Here is a 19848-nt window from a genome sequence, read left to right as displayed (position 1 = left end):
AACGACATGAAATTTGATCCGCCGCTCGTCTCCGGCACCCTCGTGCAGCGCTACAAGCGCTTCCTGTTCGATGCCATTCTCGACGATGGTTCGGCGATCACCGGCTCGTGCCCCAATACCGGCTCCATGCGCGGCCTGACGGCACCAGGCTCGCGCATCTGGATGTCGACAAGCGACAGCCCGACGCGAAAACACCGCCACCGGCTGGAGCTGGTGGAGGCGGACGACACGGTCGTCGGCGTCAATACCGGCCTGCCGAACCGGCTTGCCGAGGAAGCGATCCGCGCCGGTCTCGTCGCCGATCTCGGCACCTATCCCGTGCTGGAACGGGAACGGAAATACGGCCGCAATTCGCGCATCGACATCCTGCTTTCCGGTCCCGATCGGCCGGCGGCCTATGTCGAGGTCAAGAACGTGCATTTCCGCCGCACCCCCGACCTTGCCGAGTTTCCCGACACGGTGACGGAGCGCGGTGCCAAGCACCTCGAAGAGCTCGGCGACATGGCCGAGGCCGGCTTTCGCGCCGTCATGCTCTATCTCATCCAGCGCGAGGACTGCCAACGTTTCCAGATCTGCGCCGACCTCGACCCGACCTATGCGGCCGGCTTCCGGCGGGCGCGGGCGCGCGGCGTCGAGGCCTATGCCGTCAAATGTGAGGTTACATTCCAGCAAATCCAGCCTGTGGCATCGATCGCCATGGACGAACCCGGTGCGGCTGCTTTATGAACAGTCACAAAGACTAGCGAAAGTTCGACCATGGTGACCTATATCGACGCGACCTCCGCGCCGCTGAAGAACACGGGCGTGATCCGCCTTTACGACGCAGACGCCTTTGCCGGCATGCGCAAGGCCTGCCAGCTGACGGCGCGCTGCCTCGATGAGCTCTATCCGCTGGTAAAGCCGGGTGTCGCCACCGATGTCATCGACCGCTTCGTCTTCGAATTCGGCATGGATCACGGTGCACTTCCCGCCACGCTGAACTACCGCGGCTACACGAAATCCAGCTGCACCTCGATCAACCACGTCGTCTGCCACGGCATTCCCAACGATAAGCCGCTGCGCGAAGGCGACGTCGTCAACATCGACGTCACCTATATCCTGGATGGTTGGCATGGCGATTCGAGCCGCATGTATCCGGTCGGCGAGATCAAGCGTGCCGCCGAGCGCCTGCTGGAAGTCACCCACGAATGCCTGATGCGCGGCATCGCCGCCGTCCGGCCGGGTGCGCGTACCGGCGCGATCGGCGAGGCGATCCAGGCCCATGCGGAAGCCGAGCGCTGCTCCGTCGTGCGCGATTTCTGCGGCCACGGCGTCGGCCGGCTCTTCCACGACGCGCCGAACATCCTGCATTACGGCCGCGCCAATGAAGGCCCGGAGATGCGGGAGGGCATGATCTTCACCATCGAGCCGATGATCAACCTCGGCCGCCCGCATGTGAAGGTCCTCTCCGACGGATGGACCGCGGTGACGCGCGACCGTTCGCTTTCGGCGCAGTACGAGCACACGGTTGGCGTGACGGCCGACGGCTGTGAAATCTTCACCCTGTCGCCCGGCGGTCTCGACCGCCCCGGCCTCCCCGCTTAGGCCGCCCATGACAGGACCGCGCGGACGAAAGGACACGACATCGCCCGCCGCCAGCGCGGGAGATGAGCCTGCGCCCGCCAAGGATCTGCTCTACGACGCCGATGAGCGGGGCCACTTCTTCGAGCAGCCCGCCCGCACATCAACCGCCAAAGCAATTCCCATCGAGGAAAAGCACTATCACGGTCACCGCGAACGGCTCCGGGCGCGTTTCAGCGGCTTTGGCGATGGCGCCCTTGCCGATTATGAAATCCTCGAACTGCTGCTCTTCCGGCTGATCCCGCGCCGCGACACCAAACCGGTGGCGAAAGCCTTGCTCGACCGTTTCGGCACGCTGTCCGGTGTCTTCGGCGCGACGCCCGCCCTCCTGCAGGAGGTGAAGGGCATCGGTGAAGCGGTGGCGATGGATCTGAAGCTGATCGCCGCCGTCGCACAGCGCACGCTGAAGAGCGAGATCCGCAACAAGACGGTGCTCGCCTCCTGGTCCTCGGTCATCCAGTATTGCCACGCCGTGATGGCGCACGAGCCGCGCGAACAGTTCCGCATCCTCTTCCTCGACAAGCGCAACACGCTCATCGCCGACGAGGTGCAGGGGCTGGGCACGGTCGACCACACACCGGTCTACCCCCGAGAAGTGGTACGCCGGGCGCTGGAACTGTCGTCGACGGCGATCATCCTCGTGCACAATCACCCCTCCGGTGACCCGACCCCGTCGCGGGCCGACATCGACATGACGAAGACGATCGTGGAAACCGCCCGCCCGCTTGGTATCACGGTGCACGACCATATCATCATCGGAAAAGACGGGCATGCCAGTCTCAAGGGATTGAGACTTATGTGATACCCCAAATTTGGATGAGCGTTCTTTCATCCGATTGAAATGCTTTGCTGCCACATACGGTTGACGAAATTTGCACGGCGAAGACAATTGCTGCGACGCAATATGATTCTTCCCGCACAGGACCAGGGCCATCTCACATGCAGGAATATGATCTCGTCGTCGTGGGCAGCGGCCCCGCAGGCCGCCGTGGCGCCATTCAGGCAGCCAAGCTCGGGCGCAAGGTTCTCGTTATCGAACAGGGCAAGCGCGTTGGTGGTGTCTCGGTGCACACCGGCACCATTCCCTCCAAGACGCTGCGCGAAACCGCACTGAACCTGTCCGGCTGGCGCGAACGCGGCTTCTATGGCCGCTCCTACCGTGTGAAGCAGGAAATCAGCGCCGACGACCTGCGCCGCCGCCTGCTCATCACGCTCGACCACGAAGTCGACGTACTTGAGCATCAATTCGCCCGCAACCGCGTGCAGCACATTCGCGGCAAGGCGAAGTTCGTGACGCCCGATACGATGGAAATCGTCAAGGACGACGGCGAGATCATCCACGTGAAGGGGGCCAGCATCATGCTTGCCGTCGGCACGAAACCCTACCGCCCGTCGAACATCCCCTTCGATGGCGTCAGCGTTCTCGACAGCGACGAGTTACTCGACATCCAGGATCTGCCGCGCTCCATGGCCGTCATCGGCGCTGGCGTCATCGGCATCGAATATGCCACGATCTTCTCGGCGCTCGACACGCAGGTAACGGTCATCGACCCGAAATCGACGATCCTCGATTTCATCGACAAGGAAATCGTCGAAGACTTCATCTACGAACTGCGCGACCGCAACATGAAGCTGATCCTCGGCCAGAAGGCCGACAAGGTGGAGAAGCTGGCAAACGGCAAGTGCGAGATCACGCTCGACAACGGCCGCCACGTCACCTGCGACATGGTGCTCTATGCCGCCGGCCGCGTCGGCGCGACGGACAGCCTGAACCTTGCGGCGGCCGGCCTCGCCGCCGATTCGCGCGGCCGCCTCAGCGTCAATCCGGAAACCTTCCAGACCGAAGTGCCGCACATCTTTGCCGCCGGCGATGTCGTCGGCTTCCCGAGCCTCGCCTCCACCTCGATGGAACAGGGCCGCATCGCCGCCCGCGTCGCCGTCGGCGCCATCGCCAAGGAGCCGCCGAAATACTTTCCCTACGGCATCTATGCCGTGCCGGAAATCTCGACCTGCGGTCTCACCGAGGAAGAGGTCAAGGAGCGCGGTATTCCCTATGAATGCGGTATGGCGCGGTTCCGCGAGACCTCGCGCGGCCACATCATGGGGCTGAATTCCGGCCTGCTGAAGATGATCTTCTCGCTCAAGACCCGCCGCCTGCTTGGCGTGCACATCGTCGGCGAAGGCGCCACCGAACTCGTCCATATCGGCCAGGCCGTCCTGAACCTGAAGGGCACCGTCGAATATTTCGTCGAGAACACCTTCAACTACCCGACGCTCGCCGAAGCCTACAAGATCGCCGGTCTCGACGCCTGGAACCGCATGGGCGACCTGTCGCAGGCGGGCTGAGCCATCGGGGGGCGACGCGCATGAAAATCCTGTCGCTGAACGTCTGGGGCGGCATGCTGCACACGCCGCTCCTCGCCTATCTCGCCGCCGTCGATGCCGATGTCTATTGCCTGCAGGAGGTGCCGCGCGCCGTCGCCGCGCGGTCGGACTGGCTGACCTACCGCGATGGCGCGGTGGAACTTCAGCAACACTCAAACCTCTACAAGGAAATCGCAACCGCCCTGCCCGGCCATGACGGTTTCTTCGCGCCGGCGATGCGCGGTGAACTGATCGACGGCGACCGTCCCTGCTGGCAGGAGTTCGGTCTCGCCACCTTCATCCGGCAGGATATCGCGGTGATCGGCCAGGCGCTCGATTTCATCCACCAGAGCTTTTCTCCGCATGGCTTCGGTGACCATCCACGCGCGCGCAACGCGCACGCCTTCCGGCTCTACGACTACGCAGCGGATCGTCCGATTACCGTCGTGCAGTTCCATGGCCTGCGGACCGTGGACGGCAAGGACGACACGCCGAGCCGCGATACACAGGCCGAAGCGCTGATTGCCCTTGTCAATCGCCTTCATCGCCCGGGCGATGGCCTCGTGCTTTGCGGTGATTTCAACCTGCTGCCGGACAGTCGCACCTTCGATGCGCTCTCGCGCCTCAGCCTCGCCGACCTCGTCACCACCCGCGGCTTCACCGACACGCGAACCTCGCTCTACACCAAGCCGGGCCGCTATGCGGATTATATGCTGGTGAACGACCTGGTACCGGTCGCAGCATTCACGGTCGTGGAGACACCCGAGGTCTCCGACCACCGGGCACTGCTCCTCACGATAGACTGAAGACGAACGAACGCCGCAACGTGGGCCGAGAGAAAAATCCCCTCACCCCACCTTCGGCCGCGTCATGGCAAAGACATCCGCCCCGCCATCGGCATAGTCCATGTAGCCCATCCGGCCGAGCGGACGGGCGACAGCCATGTCGATCATGCCGTCGCGCAGGATTTCCGGGCTGATATGGATGCCGACGACCTGGCCGAACACCACCCAGTTGTCCGATTCCCGGCCTTCGATATCGACCGGCCGCAGGATCTGCGTCGCCCGGCATTCCAGTGCCGCATAGGCTTCGCCGACATAGGGCGCGTCGACGAGACGACCGGTCACCGGCGTCAACCCGGAGAGGTCGAATTCATCGACCTCCCGCGGCACGGTGGCCGAACTCAGGTTCATCTGTTCGGCAAGATGCCGGCTCGCCAGCGAGCAGGTGAAGACACCGGTTTCCTCGATGTTCGTCACGCTGTCCTTGTGGCCGCTGGAGGAAAACATCACCAGCTTCGGCCTGTCGCTGATCGCGTTGAAGAACGAATAGGGCGACAGGTTCAGCCCCCCATTCGCCGCCTTCGTACCGATCCAGCCGATCGGCCGCGGTGCGACGATCGCCTTGAAGGGATCGTGCTTCAGGCCGTGCGCGTTTTGCGCTGTCTCGTAGAACAACGCGTCAGGCGCCATCGCCAACCCATGTGACGATCTCGGCAAGCTCCGGCCGCGGCCGTTCGGTCGGCGGTACGGTCGGCGTGCCGATATGGATGAAGCCGGCGACCTTTTCGCCTTCGTTCACGCCGAGGATCGCATAAGCGCGTGCGTCGAAGGCATACCATTCCGTCAGCCAGTTCGAGGCGAAGCCATGTGCGTTGGCGGCCATTACGAGGTTGAGGCAGACGGCGCCGGCCGACATCAGCTGCTCCCATTCCGGGATCTTGAAATGCGGCGCGGCACGGCTGACGACGGCGACCACGACGGGCGCGCGGGTCAACCGCGTATTCTCCACCTTGACCATTTCGTCGGACAGGTCCGGCCTGTCACTGAGCGCGATCTTTGCCAGCTCCTCGCTGATGCGCCGGCGTTCCTCGCCGCGATAGACGATGAAGCGCCAGGGGGCGAGCTTGCCGTGGTCCGGCACGCGCGAGGCGAGCGTCAGCATCTCCTCGACCTCCGCTTTCGACGGGCCGGGTTCGCCCATCTGGAAGGCAGGGATCGACCGGCGGGTCGAAAGATAATCGATCAGCTTGATTTCGGTTTTCATCGGGAGGGAGTTCCAATAACGTGCCGCGGGCGCGGCCTTGAAAATGCCATTAGCCGGGTCTTCAAGTGGAGCCTTACAGTCAGGAAGTCAACCATCCCCATGCGCATGCCGATCCATCCCGCCATTGCCGTGAGCCTTGCCATGGCGAGCCTCGTCTCGTCGTTTGTTCCGGCTCGTGCGCAGGATGCGGTCGATAGTTTCTCCCAGGTCACCACGCCGCTGAAAGGCAGCAAGCTGACCTCGTTCAATCCGATCGTAACGGGCGAAGCGACACCGAAAAATCTGCGCGACATCACCTGCGAGGCGCTGCTGACCAAGGATGGCAGTCCCATGCAGCATGGCCTGACCTGGCGCGTCTTCTCGCCGATCCCGGCGGCCGATGGCAAACTGCCGCTGCTGGCCACCTCCGAGGGCGGCACGGCCGCCTTCCAGCTCGTGCCCGGCGAATACTTCGTCAATGTCGCCTTCGGCCGCGCGGGCGCCACCAAGAAGCTGCTCGTTCCCGAATCCGGTGATGTCGACAAGCAGGTCATGGTGCTCGATGCCGGCGGCATCATGCTGAACGCCGTCTCGGGTTCCGACGTGCGCATCCCACCGAAGGAACTGAGCTTTTCCATCTTCGCCGCCGAAGTGCGCGAGGACGGCGAGCGCAATCTTGTCGTCGCCGAGGTAAAGCCGAATTCCGTCGTGCGCCTCAACGCCGGCACCTACCACGTCGTCTCCGACTATGGCTCGGTCAATGCCGTGATCCGCGCCGACATCCAGGTCGAGGCCGGCAAACTCACGCGCGCGACCATCCAGCACCGCGCCGCAAAACTCACGCTGAAACTCGTCTCCGATCCCGGCGGAGAGGCGATTGCCGACACGGCCTGGTCGATCCTCACCTCCTCGGGCGACACCGTCAGCGAAAGCGTCGGCGCCTTCCCGACGGTTGTTCTGGCCGAAGGCAGCTACATCGCGGTGGCGCGAAACAAGAACCGCATCTACCAGCGCGACTTCACGGTGAAGGCCGGCGTCAACACGGATGTCGAAGTGCTGCTCGACGAAAACGCCAACGATGAGAAGGCGGCCGCGCAAGACGTGGTCGACTGACCCGACGGAGAAATCCCGCGCCGGGTCGCAGCCTCGCGTAGCCGTGGTGCCGTTGCCGCGCAATAGCCCACTGCTGCTACGTTTGTTTACAGAAGGAAGTCTGAGGCAGCGAGACTTGTGATGTTGTCGAACAGGATCGAGAAGTCAGCGGCCTTGTCCCCGTCGGTATCTCCAGAGACGTAGACATCACCTCCGCTGGCCGTGTAGCGCAGTTCGCCCGCCGCTCCGGTGAAGGCGCTTGTGCCACGGAACGTAAATGCCTGATTTCCATTTGCCGTTTCCGAGGCATCGATCCCGGAAAGATTGATGCGGTCGCCTTCCGCACGGCTGAAATCTCTAACGATGTCACGCGTTGCGGCAGTAGTGCCACTCTCCGCCGAGTGGAGATAATTGAAGACATCGGCCCCACTGCCGCCAAAGAGGGTGTCCTGCCCATTGCTGCCCCTGAGGGTATCCTTGCCCGCCCCGCCGTACAGCGTGTCGTTGCCTGTATCGCCACGAAGGGCATCGTTGCCGTCGCCACCCTCGAGCCTATCGTTCCCGCCGCCGCCAATAATGGTGTCGTTGCCTTTCTCACCGAGAAGCCGGTTGGCTACGGCGCTACCGACAAGCCTGTCTCCACCCCAGCCGCCGACGACGTTCTCGATGCCGACATAGGTGTCCCCCAACGCTTGGCCCGCAAGACCTTTGCCTGCGGCGAGATCAACGGAGACCGCCACGGAGAGATAGGCCGAGAAGGAAAGCGTATCCACATCGGCGCCGCCATTCATGTGGTCGATCGCGTCACTTGCAATAAAGCGATCATTGCCGTTCTCGCCGTAGATCCTATTGGTTCCCTGGTCACCGAAGAGGATGTCGTCACCGTCGTTGCCGTGCAGGACGTCATCGCCTATGCCGCCTCTGAGGATGTCGTTTCCGGCATCGCCCCACATGTCGTCATTGCCATCGCCACCCCAGATCTGGTCGTCGCCTTCCTTGCCGTAGACGCCGTCATTGCCCGCGTCGCCCCACAGGGCATCGTTTCCAGCCCCTCCGTTGACATTGTCGTTTCCGGTGCCGCCACGGATGGTATCCGCGCCTTCCTCGCCATAGAGGTTGTCGTTTTCGGAGCCGCCATCCATCGTATCGTCGCCGGTTCCGGCATAAATCGTGTCAAAGCCGGCATCGCCCGAAAGCCGGTCGCCTCCCTGGCCGCCGCTCAAGTAGTCGTTGCCGTTGCCGCCATAGAGGAAATCGTTGCCGTTTCTGCCATAGATCGTGTCGTTGCCGTCCTCGCCATAGAGGGAATCGTCGGCACCCAAAATGAGAACCAATCCACCGTCGCCATCACTGCTATCGATGACGTCGTCCCCGGTGCCACCATAGACAGTGTCCCTGCCCGTACCGCCCTTGATGGTGTCCAGGCCAATGCCACCGTAAATGATGTCGTTACCTGTACCGCCGTCGATAATGTCATTGTGATAGTAGTTGGACTCGGCGATGAAGTATGCGCCATCACCCCAGATGATGTCGTTGCCGCTCCCGCCCGACAGGTTGTCCCGACCCTCGTTGCCGAAAATCGTGTCCGCTCCGGCATCCCCGGCGATCAGGTCGTTGCCCAGGCCACCGGACATCGTGTCGTTGTCGCCGCCGCCTTGCATATCGTCATGGCCGTTGTCCCCCGACATCGTGTCAATGCCGAAGCTGCCGCGCATGGTGTCGGCGTCGTCGCCACCGTACATCTCCTCGCTGCCGCTGCCGCCAAACATCTTGTCCGCGCCGGCACCGCCCCACATGACGCTGCTATGGCCGTCCACGCCCCAGAACGTATCCCAGCCCGCCCCGCCGAAGAGCTGGTCATAGCCGCCGCCGCCGCTGAGTATGTCATCGCCCTCGTCGCCATTCAGGATGTCGTCGCCAGCGCCGCCGTTGAGCTGGTCATGGCCTTTTCCGCCGTAGAGTTCATCCACGCCGTCACCGCCGTAGAGCCTGTCATTGCCCCCCAGTCCATGTAGTTTGTCGTTGCCGCCATACCCGTAGATCGTGTCGAACCAGTAGTTGTCGTCGTAGTAACCTGCACCTGTCTGCCAATTGGTCACGACCCAAGATTGACCTACGATTACATTGGCGAAATCGTTACCCTCAACAGTGCTGTAGCCCGGCATGATATATTCTCCTCGGATTGCACGACAGCGGTCATCGCTGAAACAAGTCTTGCGGAATCCTGTTCATCCGGGGATATTAACGCTACGGAATCCACCCCACTATTCCCATCTGTGAGTACTTTCGCATGAAACCGGAACTGGTCCTGGAGAAAATCCAGTCGATCTATGCTTGGGCGAGCGAGGTGGATACGCGAAGCGGTCTCGACATCCTGCGTGATGCCGTTGGAGCCGAGCATGTCATTTTAGCACGCCAGGATAGAACTGGTCCCGACGACCCGTTAGCTTGCAGCCGGCTCGCATCGCCTAAATTCGATTATTTGAGCACGATCTGGCGGCGCGAATTCGCCGCCTCGCTATACAAAAGCATGCCCGCCCACGGGGCATTTCGCGTGACCGATATCATCCCCTTGCAAGTCATGACGATGAGCCGTAGCTACCAAGAAGTGCTGCGGCCCATCGATGGCGGCCTCGGGGCATCGACCCGGTTGTTGGGTGAGGAAGGCTCGTCGATTCTCTTCATCTGCCGTTCCGCCGAGCGAGGGCTCGATTTTTCCAACCAGGATCTGACGACGATCAATCTTCTGGCCCGGCACGTCGTCGAGGCCAATGAGATTCGGCTTCGGCTGGAAACGAGCCGGGAACGCGAGGCCCAGAGCTACGGCATTCTCAATCTCATCGACGAGGCTGTCGTTCTCCTCGATCGCGACGGGCGGATCATCTTCATCAACCGCGAAGCCGACGGGCTCTTTTCCACGTCCTCGGCTCTTTCCAGCGTCAACGGCTATGTACGAGCAACGAGCCACGTGCACGACCTCCAGCTCCAGGCGGCAATCAGGAATGTCGTCAATCCCGACGTTTCGGGTTCGTCCCAGGCGCCTTACGCCGGGGCACCGCACCGTTTGTCGGTGCCGCAGGAGCGCGGGCTTTCGCTGACCGTAAAAATCCTCCCCGGCAGGGAGCTCGGCGGGGATATGCTCCGAACGACGGCATCCGCCGTCCTGCTCATTACGGATCCTGAAAAATCCGGCCGGATTCACGCGCAGGAATTTTCCGCGCAGTTCGGCCTGTCGGAGCGGGAATCGCAATTGGCTGCACTGATCTGCGGCGGCGCGGCGCTGAAGGACGCATCGGCGATCCTCGGCATCTCCGTCGGAACCGCGCGGCAATATCTGAAATCGGTGTTTCTGAAGACCGGCGTCGCCCGCCAGTCCGATCTCATCCGTCTCGTCCGGAATTGACCACCGACCGGTGCTTCAGGAAGATTGCGCGAAACCTTACCCCACCCGGCGCAGAAACGGTTTTGGCGCCGGCGCCATGGCAAACACAGCCTCATAGAGCCGCGCCATGATGTTCTTGCGGTCGCCCGCATCCAGCTCCGCCCAGGGAATGATGCCGCCGATGCGTGCAGCAATGGTCGAGCCGGACAGCCGGCGGAACTCGCGGATCAACAGCGACAGGCGAAGGGTCATCGACACCTTGCTCGCCAAATGGAACAGCCGGCCGTTCTGCCCCTCGAAAAACACCGGAATGACATTCGCCTGCGCCGACTGGATAAGTTTGGCCGGGAACATCTTCCACGGCAGGTCTTCCGCGCGGCCGAAAACCTTCTTCGCCGTCGCTACGCCCCCCGCCGGGAACACGATCACCGTCGTGCCCTCCTTGAGCAGCCGCACCGCCTCCGCCCGTGTGCGCATGTTGAGCGCCAGCGCTTCCTTGGTCTCCTCGAAGGAGACAGGCAGCGCATAGGGCTGCATTTCCGGCACTTTCAGCAGATCGTTGTGGATCATCACCTTGAACGGCCGGCCGAGCTGTTCGGCGAGTGCCAGCACCGCAATGCCGTCACCGATGCCGAAGGGATGGTTGGCGACGATGACGACGGGGCCTTCCGGCAGGTCCGGCGGCGGCCAGGAGCCCTGCACGCTGAGGCGCACATTGATCAGTTCCAGCATGTCACCGAAGACGCGCGCGCTCGTGCCGACGATGGAGTGGCGCCACGTGTCGTATATCCGGGCATAGCGGTTACGCCCGGCGAGACCTTCCATGGAGCGGATGAACCATCGTTTGAGGCGCGGATCGTTTTCGTTGGCGTAGGAGAGTTCCTTGAACCGCACGGTATTCCCCAAAAAAATAATCCCGCACGGATAGCACGGGATCATTACAGTTTTCAGACAGGTGGCGAGACCATCAGGCCTTGCCGAGCTTTCGCTTGAGGTCCGGGGCCGTGGCTTCCAGCGTCAGCGAAGCGATCGCCTCGTCGAGCGACATCGCCGTCTGGTTCTGCGAACCAAGCCGGCGGATGTTGACGGAGCGTTCCTCCGCCTCCCGCTTGCCGCAGACGACGATGACCGGAACCTTGGTCACCGAATGCTCGCGGACCTTGTAGTTGATCTTCTCGTTGCGGAAGTCGGTCTCGACGACCAGGCCGGCCTCGCGCAGCAGCTCGGCGACCTCGCGACCATAATCGTCCGCCTCAGAGGTGATGGTCGCCACCACCACCTGCATCGGCGCGATCCACAGCGGCATGTGCCCGGCGAAGTTCTCGATGAGAATGCCGAGGAAGCGTTCCATCGAGCCGCAGATGGCGCGGTGGATCATCACCGGCTGCTTCTTGTCGGAGTTCTGGTCGATATAGAAGGCGCCGAAGCGTTCCGGCAGGTTGAAGTCGACCTGCGTGGTGCCGCACTGCCATTCGCGGCCGATGGCGTCCTTCAGCGTATATTCGAACTTCGGTCCGTAGAACGCACCCTCACCCGGCAGGATGCCGGTCTTGATGCGCCCACCGGACTGCGCCTCGATCTGCTTCAGCACGTCCATCATGACGCTTTCCGCCCGGTCCCAAAGCGCATCGGAACCGACGCGCTTTTCCGGACGGGTGGAGAGCTTCACGACGACCTCGTCGAACCCGAAATCCTTGTAGACCGAGAGGATGAGGTCGTTGATGCGCAGGCATTCCGCCGCCATCTGCTCGTCGGTGCAGAAGACATGCGCATCGTCCTGCGTGAAGCCGCGCACGCGCATCAGCCCGTGCAGCGCACCGGAAGGCTCATAACGATGCACGTTGCCGAATTCCGCAAGGCGAACAGGCAGTTCACGATAGGACTTCAAGCCATGCTTGAAGATCTGCACATGCCCCGGGCAGTTCATCGGCTTCAGCGCGAAGACGCGCTCGTCGTCGGTCTCGTCGCCGGCAACCGTCACCTTGAACATGTTGTCGCGGTACCAGCCCCAGTGGCCAGACGTTTCCCACAGCGACTTGTCGAGCACCTGCGGCGCGTTCACCTCTTCATAGGTACCGGAAAGACGACGGCGCATATAGGCGACGAGCGTCTGGAACATGCGCCAGCCCTTGCCGTGCCAGAACACGACGCCCGGACCCTCCTCCTGGAAATGGAACAGGTCCATTTCGCGGCCGAGGCGACGGTGGTCGCGCTTCTCGGCCTCGGCGAGGATGTGCAGGTAGCTGTCGAGCTCCTCCTGCGTGCGCCAGGCGGTGCCGTAGATGCGCGTCAGCATCGGATTGTTCGAATCGCCGCGCCAATAGGCGCCCGCGACCTTCATCAGCTTGAAGGCCGTGCCGATCTGGCCGGTCGCGGCCATGTGCGGACCGCGACACAGGTCGAACCAGTCGCCCTGGTAATAGATCTTCAGGTCCTGCCCCGCCGGGATAGCATCGACCAGCTCGACCTTGTAGGCCTCGCCCTTGGCGGCAAAGACTTCCTTCGCCTTGTCGCGCGACCAGATTTCCCGGGTAAACGGCTTGTTGCGCTGAATGATCTCCTTCATGCGCTTTTCGATCTTCGGCAGATCGTCGGGCGTGAAGGGCTCGTTCTTGGCAAAGTCGTAATAGAAGCCGTTGTCGATGACCGGGCCGATGGTCACCTGCGTGCCGGGCCAAAGCTCCTGCACGGCCTCGGCCATCACATGCGCGGCATCGTGCCGGATCAGCTCCAGCGCACGGTCGTCCTCGCGCGTGACAATCTCGATCCGCCCGTTGGACACGGTCTCGGAGAGATCGCGCAGCTCGCCATCGAGCGCAATCGCAATCGCCTTCTTGGCCAAAGACTTGGAAATCGCCTCGGCGACATCACGCCCCGTCGAGCCCGCGGGATATTCGCGGACGGAGCCATCGGGAAAAGTCAGGGAAACAGGTGCAGACATTCAAAAATCTCCTATCCAGTCCCGCCAACGAATGCGGGTGGTATGCGAGGGTAATAGCCGGAGAGCCGGCGCGTGCGTCGCGCGGTATACGGGGATTTTTGGGTGATTGGAAGAGCGACAAATTTAGTGGTTTACGCATCCATAATTTTTAGTTGTATTATCAAAATCAAGATCTCCCAGCAAGGGAATCGAAAGCAACTCACGTTTACACACCATCCAGAGAGTCATCATGAATCCCGTGATCCGAGCACAACTTCGCGAGTTTGCAAAAGCGAATTCTCTCTTAATTTTCGGCCAAGAAAAACAGTTCGAAATTTACAGTATATTTTCCGTTGTTAGCGGACTTCTCGGAGAAAATGTTGACTCTTACGACATTCACCTCGATGGAGATGAGTTTGGCGTGGATGGTGTCGGGGTATTGATACAAGGTGAAGTCGTAAAGAACAGAATGGAAGCAGGAGAAAAACTTGACGCAATAAACAATCCATCGATAGAATTCGTATTCTTCCAAACAAAAACAAGCACTAGCTACGATTATGGCGATATTTCGAAATTTTTTGATGCGGTATCCGGTTTTTTCGACGGGAGCTTAAAGGAAGAAAGCGAAACGATCGATGACTTGATCGGCGCGATGGAGGCAATTTACGAACGTGGAGTCGGCAAGAAAAATCCAAAAATAAGCTGCTACTACGTTGCAACGGGTAACTATGAGCAACCCGCCCGCGTCGAAAAGCTGCGTCAAAATTTCAGAACTCAGCTAGAAGAAATGAACATCTTCGACACAAAGACAATCACTATTGAGATGGTTGGCGCACGCGACCTGCAACAATGGTATCGAGCAGCAACTAGCGCCATTGAGGTCGAGATTGACTTTCCGAGAAACGTGGTATTGCCCAGCAACAGCCACGTTGAAGAAGCGTATATCGGCTATATAGATGCGGAGAACCTATTACCGTTGTATGTTATTAGAGACGGCAACAATGAAGTTGCCGGTGTGAATAAGGCTGTTTTCTTCGACAACATAAGAGATTATGACGCGAAATCAAAAATAAATATTTCAATAAAAGATAGCGTCAAAACCGGAGGCGGAGCTGAATTCGTATTCAGGAACAACGGCATAACCGTAGTATCAAAAAATATAGATAGAACTGGTGATCGATTTCGCCTTGAAGATTTCCAGATAGTGAACGGCTGCCAAACAAGCAACGTCATCTATGATTTAATCTATGGAGATGGTTCGATAGATGGCGAAGAATCAAACTTAAAAAAATCTATACAGGTCCCATTCCGCCTTATTGGATCAAAAGACGATGAATTTGTGTCTTCGATTATAGTCGGCACCAACCGCCAAAACCCTGTTAGAGACGAGCAGTTTTGGGCCTTACGCCCATTTATGAAGAGCTTTGAAGAGTATTGTCGAAATCTTGAGGCTGAAGAAGTTATATTTTTCGAAAGGCGAGATAATCAATATAGAAACCAGGATATTGAACGCACGCGAGTTATGCAGCCATCAGTTTTAATGAAGGCGGTTGCGGCATTCCTGCTATTTCAGCCACAGAGAGCTGCAAGAGACTATAGAGGAATCCTTTCGGAATATGAAAACGTTATATTTCTGGACGATCAAGATGTCAGAATATACCACGCCGTAGCGTATCTTTACTATAGGCTTGAATTTCTCTGGAGAAATCAAAAAATAGACAATGGGAATAAAACCTTTAGGTACTACATACTGGCGGGAATTGGATTAAAGGCAACAAAAGGAAAAAATGTATTTACATTAAAAAAAGCAAAAATCGCATCCACGTCGGACGATATCATATCAATTGCTAAGGATGAAGAAGCTCTAAAGGCTTCAGTTACCGAAATTGTTCACTTGGTAGAGAGAAGACTTAGGTCGACGGGTGTAACAACCCAGGAGAAAATCCGAGATACCATACGTTCTGAGTCATTTGCTGCAGCCTTCCGTGAGGAAGTGCGGTCACTAGCGAACAAAGCGGAGGAATAATCCGCGGGCTTCTACTCCTACAGTCTCAAAGTAAAAAAGCTGTTCCAATTTTCCCCACCCTCAAAACCTCCCGTATCCTGAACCTCCTTCCGCCGCCGGACGGATCGCGTAACGTGTCGATGCGGGCGGGAGGAGGCGCTTTCGTGTTCTGCCGAAACGTACGGCAGGGGCGAGAGAGGCGTGGAGCGCCGTGGTGACCAAAAGCCTTTTCCCGTGTCTGCGGGATCGGGCCGGCGGGCGTTGCGGCGGGCGAGGCTTCCCCCTTCCCCGGGTCACGGGGTCGGCTTGGGTCCGCCATGCAAGCATTGCCACGCATGCCCCCGAAACCTGTGCCAAGCGGTTTTCGGACAAGGTGCATGCGAAGACGATGCGCAGCGAAGTCTTGCCATGCCTGAAGGAGGATTAGACCGCCTCCGAAGAACGCCTGGGCCGCGCGAAAGCGAAGCCACCCACTACCCCCCATTCCAGAGGCAACGCTTTCGCGCGGTTCTCCGGACCAGGGCAATTCCAGCAAGGTGTTTGGAATTGCGAAACGAAAACGCCACACCAACCCGATGGGCAACCTGCGGGCCGTTTTTGGCTGCGCACGATTTTGGGGAGTGCCGACGATGCCGGATACGAGGAAGACGCCGCAGCCCGCGATCGACCGCAGCAGCCTGCCGGTCTACCAGGCCGCGGCGAGCCAGGCCGGCTTCTTCCATACCTGCCGCCTGCCGCAGTGTCGGCGCGCCCGGCGCTGCATCGGCTGGCACCCGGAGGATGCGCGCGGCCCCGACGTCGTCGACCTCACGCTGCCGCCCTGCGTCACCGACAAAGCCAGCTTTCGACGGATGGGGCAGGCTCTGGACGAATTCAACCGGTGCATCCAGGCGGCGTTCGCCGCCGATGGCGACACCGACGACGCGCAGGACGCGGATGAGGACAGCGACGATGACGCAGACGTCTGGCCGTTCCCCGTCGTCGTGATCCCCCGTCACCGGCGCAGCCGCCACGGCGGCCGGCGCTAAAACACTTTCAGCCGAAGCAGCATCGCTTCGGCGTCGCAGACGCGCCGTAAAAACAAGACGCTAGCGCAATGCCGGTGAACCAGATTTCACCGGCATTGGTCTGGCGGATCAGGAGACGCCGAGCGCTTCCGCCGAAATCCAGAACACCGCGTCCTGCGATTCGGCGGTTTCCAGCCAGACGAAATCGAGATGCGGGAACTCCTCTTCCAGGATTTCCCGGCCCGAGCCGATCTCGCAGATCATGCCGCCATCCGGATTGAGGAAGGCGGGTGCGTCGTGCAGGATGCGGCGCACGAGATCGAGCCCGTCGACGCCGCCGTCATGGGCCATGGCCGGCTCGGCGCGGAATTCCGGCGGATAGCCGTCGAGCGCCTCGTGGTCGACATAGGGCGGATTGGTGATGATGAGGTCGTAGGTGCGGCCGGCGAGCGGCGCGAAGAGATCGCCTTCGAGAAGGTTCACCTGCCCCGCGACGTCGTGTTCGGCGACATTGAGCGCCGCCACTTCCAGCGCATCGGCGGACAGGTCCACCGCGTCGACCGTGGCGTTCGGGAAGAATTTCGCCGCCAGCACCGCCAGGCAGCCCGAGCCGGTGCAGATGTCGACGGCGCTTTCCACCGCGATCGGATCGGGCAGGAAGGACGAGCCGTTTTCACCGAGATATTCGGCAAACAGGATTTCGCCGATATGCGAGCGCGGCACGATCACCCGCTCGTCGACATGGAAGCGCACGCCCTGGATATAGGAGCGGCCGGTAATATAGGCGGACGGCTTGCGCGTCGTCACCCGCGTCTCGATGCGCTCAGCGATGAGCTTGCGCTCGGCCGGCAGCAGGCGGGCGTCGAGGAAGGGATCGAGCGCGTCGATCGGCAGGTCGAGCGTGTCGAGCAGCAGGAAGGCCGCGTCGTCGCTCGCCGTCGTCGTGCCGTGGCCGTAGCTGAGTTCTGCCGCATTGAAGCGGGAAATCGCGTAGCGCCAGTAGTCGCGCAGCGTCACGAGTTCGGTTGTGATGTCGTCCTGTGTCAACGGCGGCCTCGCTTCGGCTATAATCCTCTGGACGGAACCGGCTTTAGAATGGCAAGGGCTGGCGGGTCAACCGATAGAACGGTGACAGGACGACGATGGCAGGGTTTTAGGGTCATGGCGAAGGATGTTCGGAAACCGCAGAGACAGATGCCCGGCTCCAGGCCGCGGGCCGGCCGCACGCCGGTCGTTGCCGATAACGGCAAGCGCGTCACCCTGCCCCGCGCGCTCTCCAAACTCGGCTTCTGCTCCCGCACGCAGGCCGAGGCGCTGATCGCCGCCGGCCGCGTTACGCTTTCCGGCCGCGTCGTCACCGATCCGGAAACGTGGATCGACCTCTCCACCGCCGCGATCGCCGTCGACGGAAACCCCGTCGTCGCGGAAGAGCGCGTCTACCTGATGCTGAACAAGCCGCGCGGCCTCGTCACCACGCGGCACGACCCGGAAGGCCGGCCTACGGTCTACGATTGCCTGAAGGATCACGCGCACGCCCATCTCTCCCCCGTCGGCCGCCTCGACAAGGCGAGCGAGGGCCTGCTGCTCTTCACCAACGACACGGAATTCGCCAACGCGCTGCTCGACCCCGAGACGCATGTTGCCAAAACCTATCACGTCCAGATGGATCGCCTGGCCGACCAACCGCTCCTCGATGCGCTGACGCAGGGCGTCGAGCATGACGGCGAATTCTTGCGCGCGAAGGCGGTGCGGGTGCTGCGTGAGGGCGAAAAAAATGCCTGGCTCGAAATAGAGCTCGATGAAGGCCGCAACCGGCAGATCCGCCGCATGCTGGAGGCACAGGGCGTCGAATGCCTGCGCCTCGTGCGCGTCGCCATCGGCAACCTTGCGCTCGGCGAACTGGAAAAAGGCGCCGTGCGGCCGCTTGCCGAAACGGAGCTTCAGGACCTGCGCCGCCTTGTCGGCAAGGGCTAGCGGAACGCCACTTCGAGATTTTGCCGGTCGCGCGACAGCACCGTGCAGGTCGTCTCGAAGCCTTCCGCCTTGATGGACAGCCTGAATTCGGGCGGAATACCCGCGGAATTGCTGACCGTGATGCCCGCACCGTCCACCCCGAGGCTTTTCACGGTACAATCGATCGTAGAGCGGCGATCGTTGAAGATGATGGCGCCGGCCTTCAGCACCCGCCGCCGGGCGCCCATGCCCTGGGCGGCGGCCATGGCGGTCCAGGAGACGCAGCGGTTGCGCCCGCTCTCCTTCGCCCGGTACATGGCGGCATCGGCCTGGGCGAGAAGGGTCTCGATGTCGCGGCCGACGATCGACAGCGCCGCGCTGCCGAAGCTGGCGGTGACGTTGAGCGTGCCGAAATCGCCGGTGACGGGTATCGCCGCGATCTCCGCCCGCAGCTTCTCGGCCGCCCGCGCCGCGTCTTCCGCGCCGGCATGGGGCAGCACAATGGCGAATTCCTCGCCGCCGAGCCGGCCAAAAAGGTCGCCGGTGCGCAGGTTGGCCCGGCAGGTGGCGGCCACCGCCTTCAGCACCTCGTCGCCGGCGGCGTGGCCATAGGTATCGTTCACCCGCTTGAAGTGGTCGATATCCAGCACCACGCAGGCAAGGTCGTGTTTGTGGCGCAGTGCGGACGCAATGCGCTGCTCGGCCTCGCGCTTGAAGGCGCGGCGTGTCAGCGCCTCGGTCAGGCTGTCGGTCGACGCCGTCTGCATCAGCTCGATGCGGTCCATCGCCGCCCCCGCCAGTTCCTGCAGGATGTCGATATCCCTGCGGCCGAAGGAGCGGGGTGTGCGGTCGATGGCGCAGACGGTGCCGATCGTATGCCCCGCCTTCATCTTCAGCGGCACGCCGGCATAGAAGCGGATATGCGCGTCGCCCGTCACCGCGGGGTGGGCGAGGAAGCGCGGATCCTTCGTCGCATCCTGCACGATCATCGGCTGCTCGTCTTCGAGCACGTAGCGGCAGAACGTGTCCTCGCGCGGCATCTCGTCGTTGGAAAGGCCAGAGCAGGCCGTGTACCATTGGCGGTGCGCATCGATCAGGGAAACGAGGCCGATATCGACCGTGAAGACTTGCTGGATCAGTCGGACGATGCGGTCGAACCCCTCGTCGCGCGGTGTGTCGAGAAGATCGAGATTTTCAAGCGCCGCAAGACGGTCTCTCTCGCGCTGAACAAGCTCCGCCGACGATTTGCCGAATGTCCTCGTCACCCCTGAATTCCTTCCATGAAGGTCCATTTCGGAGGCGCCATATCCGTATGCTTACCCGCCATGGACAATTCCGGTCTGTCTTTTTTGAACATGCGAACCCCGCAGAGGCAACCGCCACCGCCAAATTCCGGAATCGTTTTCCCCGCTCAAAAGGCATCCGGTAGAATGGCACGAAGCAGAGGCCCGGGCTTGATCCTCTAGCCCCTAGAGGAAGT

General features: G+C 61.1%; 17 protein-coding genes. 10 read left to right on the top strand and 7 right to left on the bottom strand.

Going from position 1 to position 19848, the window contains the following annotated elements:
* Nucleotides 1–6 precede the first annotated feature (6 nt).
* The 5 genes from sfsA (at nucleotide 7) to AC1RT2_RS20460 (ending at nucleotide 4790) form a co-directional block, all read left to right on the top strand.
* Nucleotides 7–726: a DNA/RNA nuclease SfsA gene (gene sfsA / locus AC1RT2_RS20480; protein ID WP_493104848.1), complete on the top strand. Its 720-nt coding sequence runs from the start codon at nucleotides 7–9 to the stop codon at nucleotides 724–726.
* A gap of 30 nt (nucleotides 727–756) precedes the next feature.
* The gene (gene map, locus AC1RT2_RS20475) at nucleotides 757–1584 is read left to right on the top strand and encodes a type I methionyl aminopeptidase (RefSeq protein ID WP_069058874.1); all 828 of its coding nucleotides are present in this window, start codon (nucleotides 757–759) and stop codon (nucleotides 1582–1584) included.
* A 7-nt stretch (nucleotides 1585–1591) separates the two neighbouring features.
* The gene (radC, locus tag AC1RT2_RS20470) at nucleotides 1592–2422 is read left to right on the top strand and encodes a RadC family protein (protein ID WP_493104844.1); all 831 of its coding nucleotides are present in this window, start codon (nucleotides 1592–1594) and stop codon (nucleotides 2420–2422) included.
* 137 nt (nucleotides 2423–2559) lie between these two features.
* Nucleotides 2560–3966 (top strand): Si-specific NAD(P)(+) transhydrogenase, encoded by a 1407-nt coding sequence (gene sthA / locus AC1RT2_RS20465; RefSeq protein ID WP_069058875.1) that lies wholly within the window; start codon nucleotides 2560–2562, stop codon nucleotides 3964–3966.
* Nucleotides 3967–3986: 20 nt separating this feature from the next.
* Complete coding sequence (locus AC1RT2_RS20460) at nucleotides 3987–4790, top strand: endonuclease/exonuclease/phosphatase family protein (RefSeq protein WP_493104841.1); 804 nt, start codon at nucleotides 3987–3989, stop codon at nucleotides 4788–4790.
* 42 nt (nucleotides 4791–4832) lie between these two features.
* Here AC1RT2_RS20460 and AC1RT2_RS20455 read toward each other — a convergent pair whose 3' ends face one another.
* Both AC1RT2_RS20455 and AC1RT2_RS20450 read right to left on the bottom strand, forming a co-directional pair.
* Nucleotides 4833–5441: a flavin reductase family protein gene (locus AC1RT2_RS20455; protein ID WP_493104968.1), complete on the bottom strand. Its 609-nt coding sequence runs from the start codon at nucleotides 5439–5441 to the stop codon at nucleotides 4833–4835.
* 4 nt (nucleotides 5442–5445) lie between these two features.
* Nucleotides 5446–6030 carry a nitroreductase family protein gene (locus AC1RT2_RS20450; RefSeq protein ID WP_493104839.1) on the bottom strand — a complete coding sequence of 195 codons (585 nt, stop codon included), beginning with the start codon at nucleotides 6028–6030 and terminating at the stop codon, nucleotides 5446–5448.
* 99 nt (nucleotides 6031–6129) lie between these two features.
* On the opposite strand from AC1RT2_RS20450, the gene AC1RT2_RS20445 reads away from it, so the two are divergent.
* Entirely contained in the window at nucleotides 6130–7122 is a 993-nt protein-coding gene (locus AC1RT2_RS20445) for an RgsD C-terminal domain-containing protein (RefSeq protein WP_493104837.1), read from the top strand.
* A gap of 86 nt (nucleotides 7123–7208) precedes the next feature.
* Here AC1RT2_RS20445 and AC1RT2_RS20440 read toward each other — a convergent pair whose 3' ends face one another.
* Nucleotides 7209–9266, bottom strand: coding sequence for a calcium-binding protein (locus AC1RT2_RS20440; RefSeq protein ID WP_493104834.1), 2058 nt, complete (start codon nucleotides 9264–9266; stop codon nucleotides 7209–7211).
* Nucleotides 9267–9655: 389 nt separating this feature from the next.
* On the opposite strand from AC1RT2_RS20440, the gene AC1RT2_RS20435 reads away from it, so the two are divergent.
* Nucleotides 9656–10504 (top strand): helix-turn-helix transcriptional regulator, encoded by an 849-nt coding sequence (locus AC1RT2_RS20435; protein WP_493104832.1) that lies wholly within the window; start codon nucleotides 9656–9658, stop codon nucleotides 10502–10504.
* 36 nt (nucleotides 10505–10540) lie between these two features.
* On the opposite strand, the gene AC1RT2_RS20430 is transcribed toward AC1RT2_RS20435, so the two are convergent.
* On the bottom strand, nucleotides 10541–11377 hold the full coding sequence (locus AC1RT2_RS20430; protein ID WP_493104829.1) for a lysophospholipid acyltransferase family protein: 837 nt from the start codon (nucleotides 11375–11377) through the stop codon (nucleotides 10541–10543).
* A 73-nt stretch (nucleotides 11378–11450) separates the two neighbouring features.
* Nucleotides 11451–13424: a threonine--tRNA ligase gene (gene thrS / locus AC1RT2_RS20425; protein WP_069058880.1), complete on the bottom strand. Its 1974-nt coding sequence runs from the start codon at nucleotides 13422–13424 to the stop codon at nucleotides 11451–11453.
* A gap of 229 nt (nucleotides 13425–13653) precedes the next feature.
* Here thrS and AC1RT2_RS20420 point away from each other — a divergent pair, with 229 nt between their 5' ends.
* Both AC1RT2_RS20420 and AC1RT2_RS20415 read left to right on the top strand, forming a co-directional pair.
* On the top strand, nucleotides 13654–15429 hold the full coding sequence (locus AC1RT2_RS20420; RefSeq protein ID WP_493104827.1) for an AIPR family protein: 1776 nt from the start codon (nucleotides 13654–13656) through the stop codon (nucleotides 15427–15429).
* A 608-nt stretch (nucleotides 15430–16037) separates the two neighbouring features.
* On the top strand, nucleotides 16038–16436 hold the full coding sequence (locus tag AC1RT2_RS20415) for a hypothetical protein (protein WP_493104825.1): 399 nt from the start codon (nucleotides 16038–16040) through the stop codon (nucleotides 16434–16436).
* Between the two features lie 108 nt (nucleotides 16437–16544).
* Here AC1RT2_RS20415 and prmB read toward each other — a convergent pair whose 3' ends face one another.
* Nucleotides 16545–17462, bottom strand: coding sequence for a 50S ribosomal protein L3 N(5)-glutamine methyltransferase (gene prmB / locus AC1RT2_RS20410; RefSeq protein ID WP_493104822.1), 918 nt, complete (start codon nucleotides 17460–17462; stop codon nucleotides 16545–16547).
* Nucleotides 17463–17609: 147 nt separating this feature from the next.
* Between prmB and AC1RT2_RS20405 the strand changes: the two genes are divergently transcribed.
* Nucleotides 17610–18389, top strand: coding sequence for a pseudouridine synthase (locus AC1RT2_RS20405; protein WP_493104820.1), 780 nt, complete (start codon nucleotides 17610–17612; stop codon nucleotides 18387–18389).
* Here AC1RT2_RS20405 and AC1RT2_RS20400 read toward each other — a convergent pair.
* Nucleotides 18386–19660, bottom strand: coding sequence for a sensor domain-containing diguanylate cyclase (locus AC1RT2_RS20400; RefSeq protein WP_493104818.1), 1275 nt, complete (start codon nucleotides 19658–19660; stop codon nucleotides 18386–18388). The genes AC1RT2_RS20405 and AC1RT2_RS20400 overlap by 4 nt on opposite strands.
* Nucleotides 19661–19848 lie beyond the last annotated feature (188 nt).

This window comes from Shinella sp. GW821-FHT11G07, from assembly GCF_058808115.1.
This window is presented reverse-complemented; position numbering and strand designations above follow the sequence as displayed.

Coding starts and splice junctions, on each gene's coding strand:
- sfsA (WP_493104848.1), top strand. CDS start 7: ATGAAATTTGATCCGCCGCTCGTCTCCGGCACCCTCGTGCAGCGCTAC.
- map (WP_069058874.1), top strand. CDS start 757: ATGGTGACCTATATCGACGCGACCTCCGCGCCGCTGAAGAACACGGGC.
- radC (WP_493104844.1), top strand. CDS start 1,592: ATGACAGGACCGCGCGGACGAAAGGACACGACATCGCCCGCCGCCAGC.
- sthA (WP_069058875.1), top strand. CDS start 2,560: ATGCAGGAATATGATCTCGTCGTCGTGGGCAGCGGCCCCGCAGGCCGC.
- AC1RT2_RS20460 (WP_493104841.1), top strand. CDS start 3,987: ATGAAAATCCTGTCGCTGAACGTCTGGGGCGGCATGCTGCACACGCCG.
- AC1RT2_RS20450 (WP_493104839.1), bottom strand. CDS start 6,030: ATGAAAACCGAAATCAAGCTGATCGATTATCTTTCGACCCGCCGGTCG.
- AC1RT2_RS20445 (WP_493104837.1), top strand. CDS start 6,130: ATGCGCATGCCGATCCATCCCGCCATTGCCGTGAGCCTTGCCATGGCG.
- AC1RT2_RS20440 (WP_493104834.1), bottom strand. CDS start 9,266: ATGCCGGGCTACAGCACTGTTGAGGGTAACGATTTCGCCAATGTAATC.
- thrS (WP_069058880.1), bottom strand. CDS start 13,424: ATGTCTGCACCTGTTTCCCTGACTTTTCCCGATGGCTCCGTCCGCGAA.
- AC1RT2_RS20420 (WP_493104827.1), top strand. CDS start 13,654: ATGAATCCCGTGATCCGAGCACAACTTCGCGAGTTTGCAAAAGCGAAT.
- AC1RT2_RS20415 (WP_493104825.1), top strand. CDS start 16,038: ATGCCGGATACGAGGAAGACGCCGCAGCCCGCGATCGACCGCAGCAGC.
- AC1RT2_RS20405 (WP_493104820.1), top strand. CDS start 17,610: ATGCCCGGCTCCAGGCCGCGGGCCGGCCGCACGCCGGTCGTTGCCGAT.
- AC1RT2_RS20400 (WP_493104818.1), bottom strand. CDS start 19,660: ATGGACCTTCATGGAAGGAATTCAGGGGTGACGAGGACATTCGGCAAA.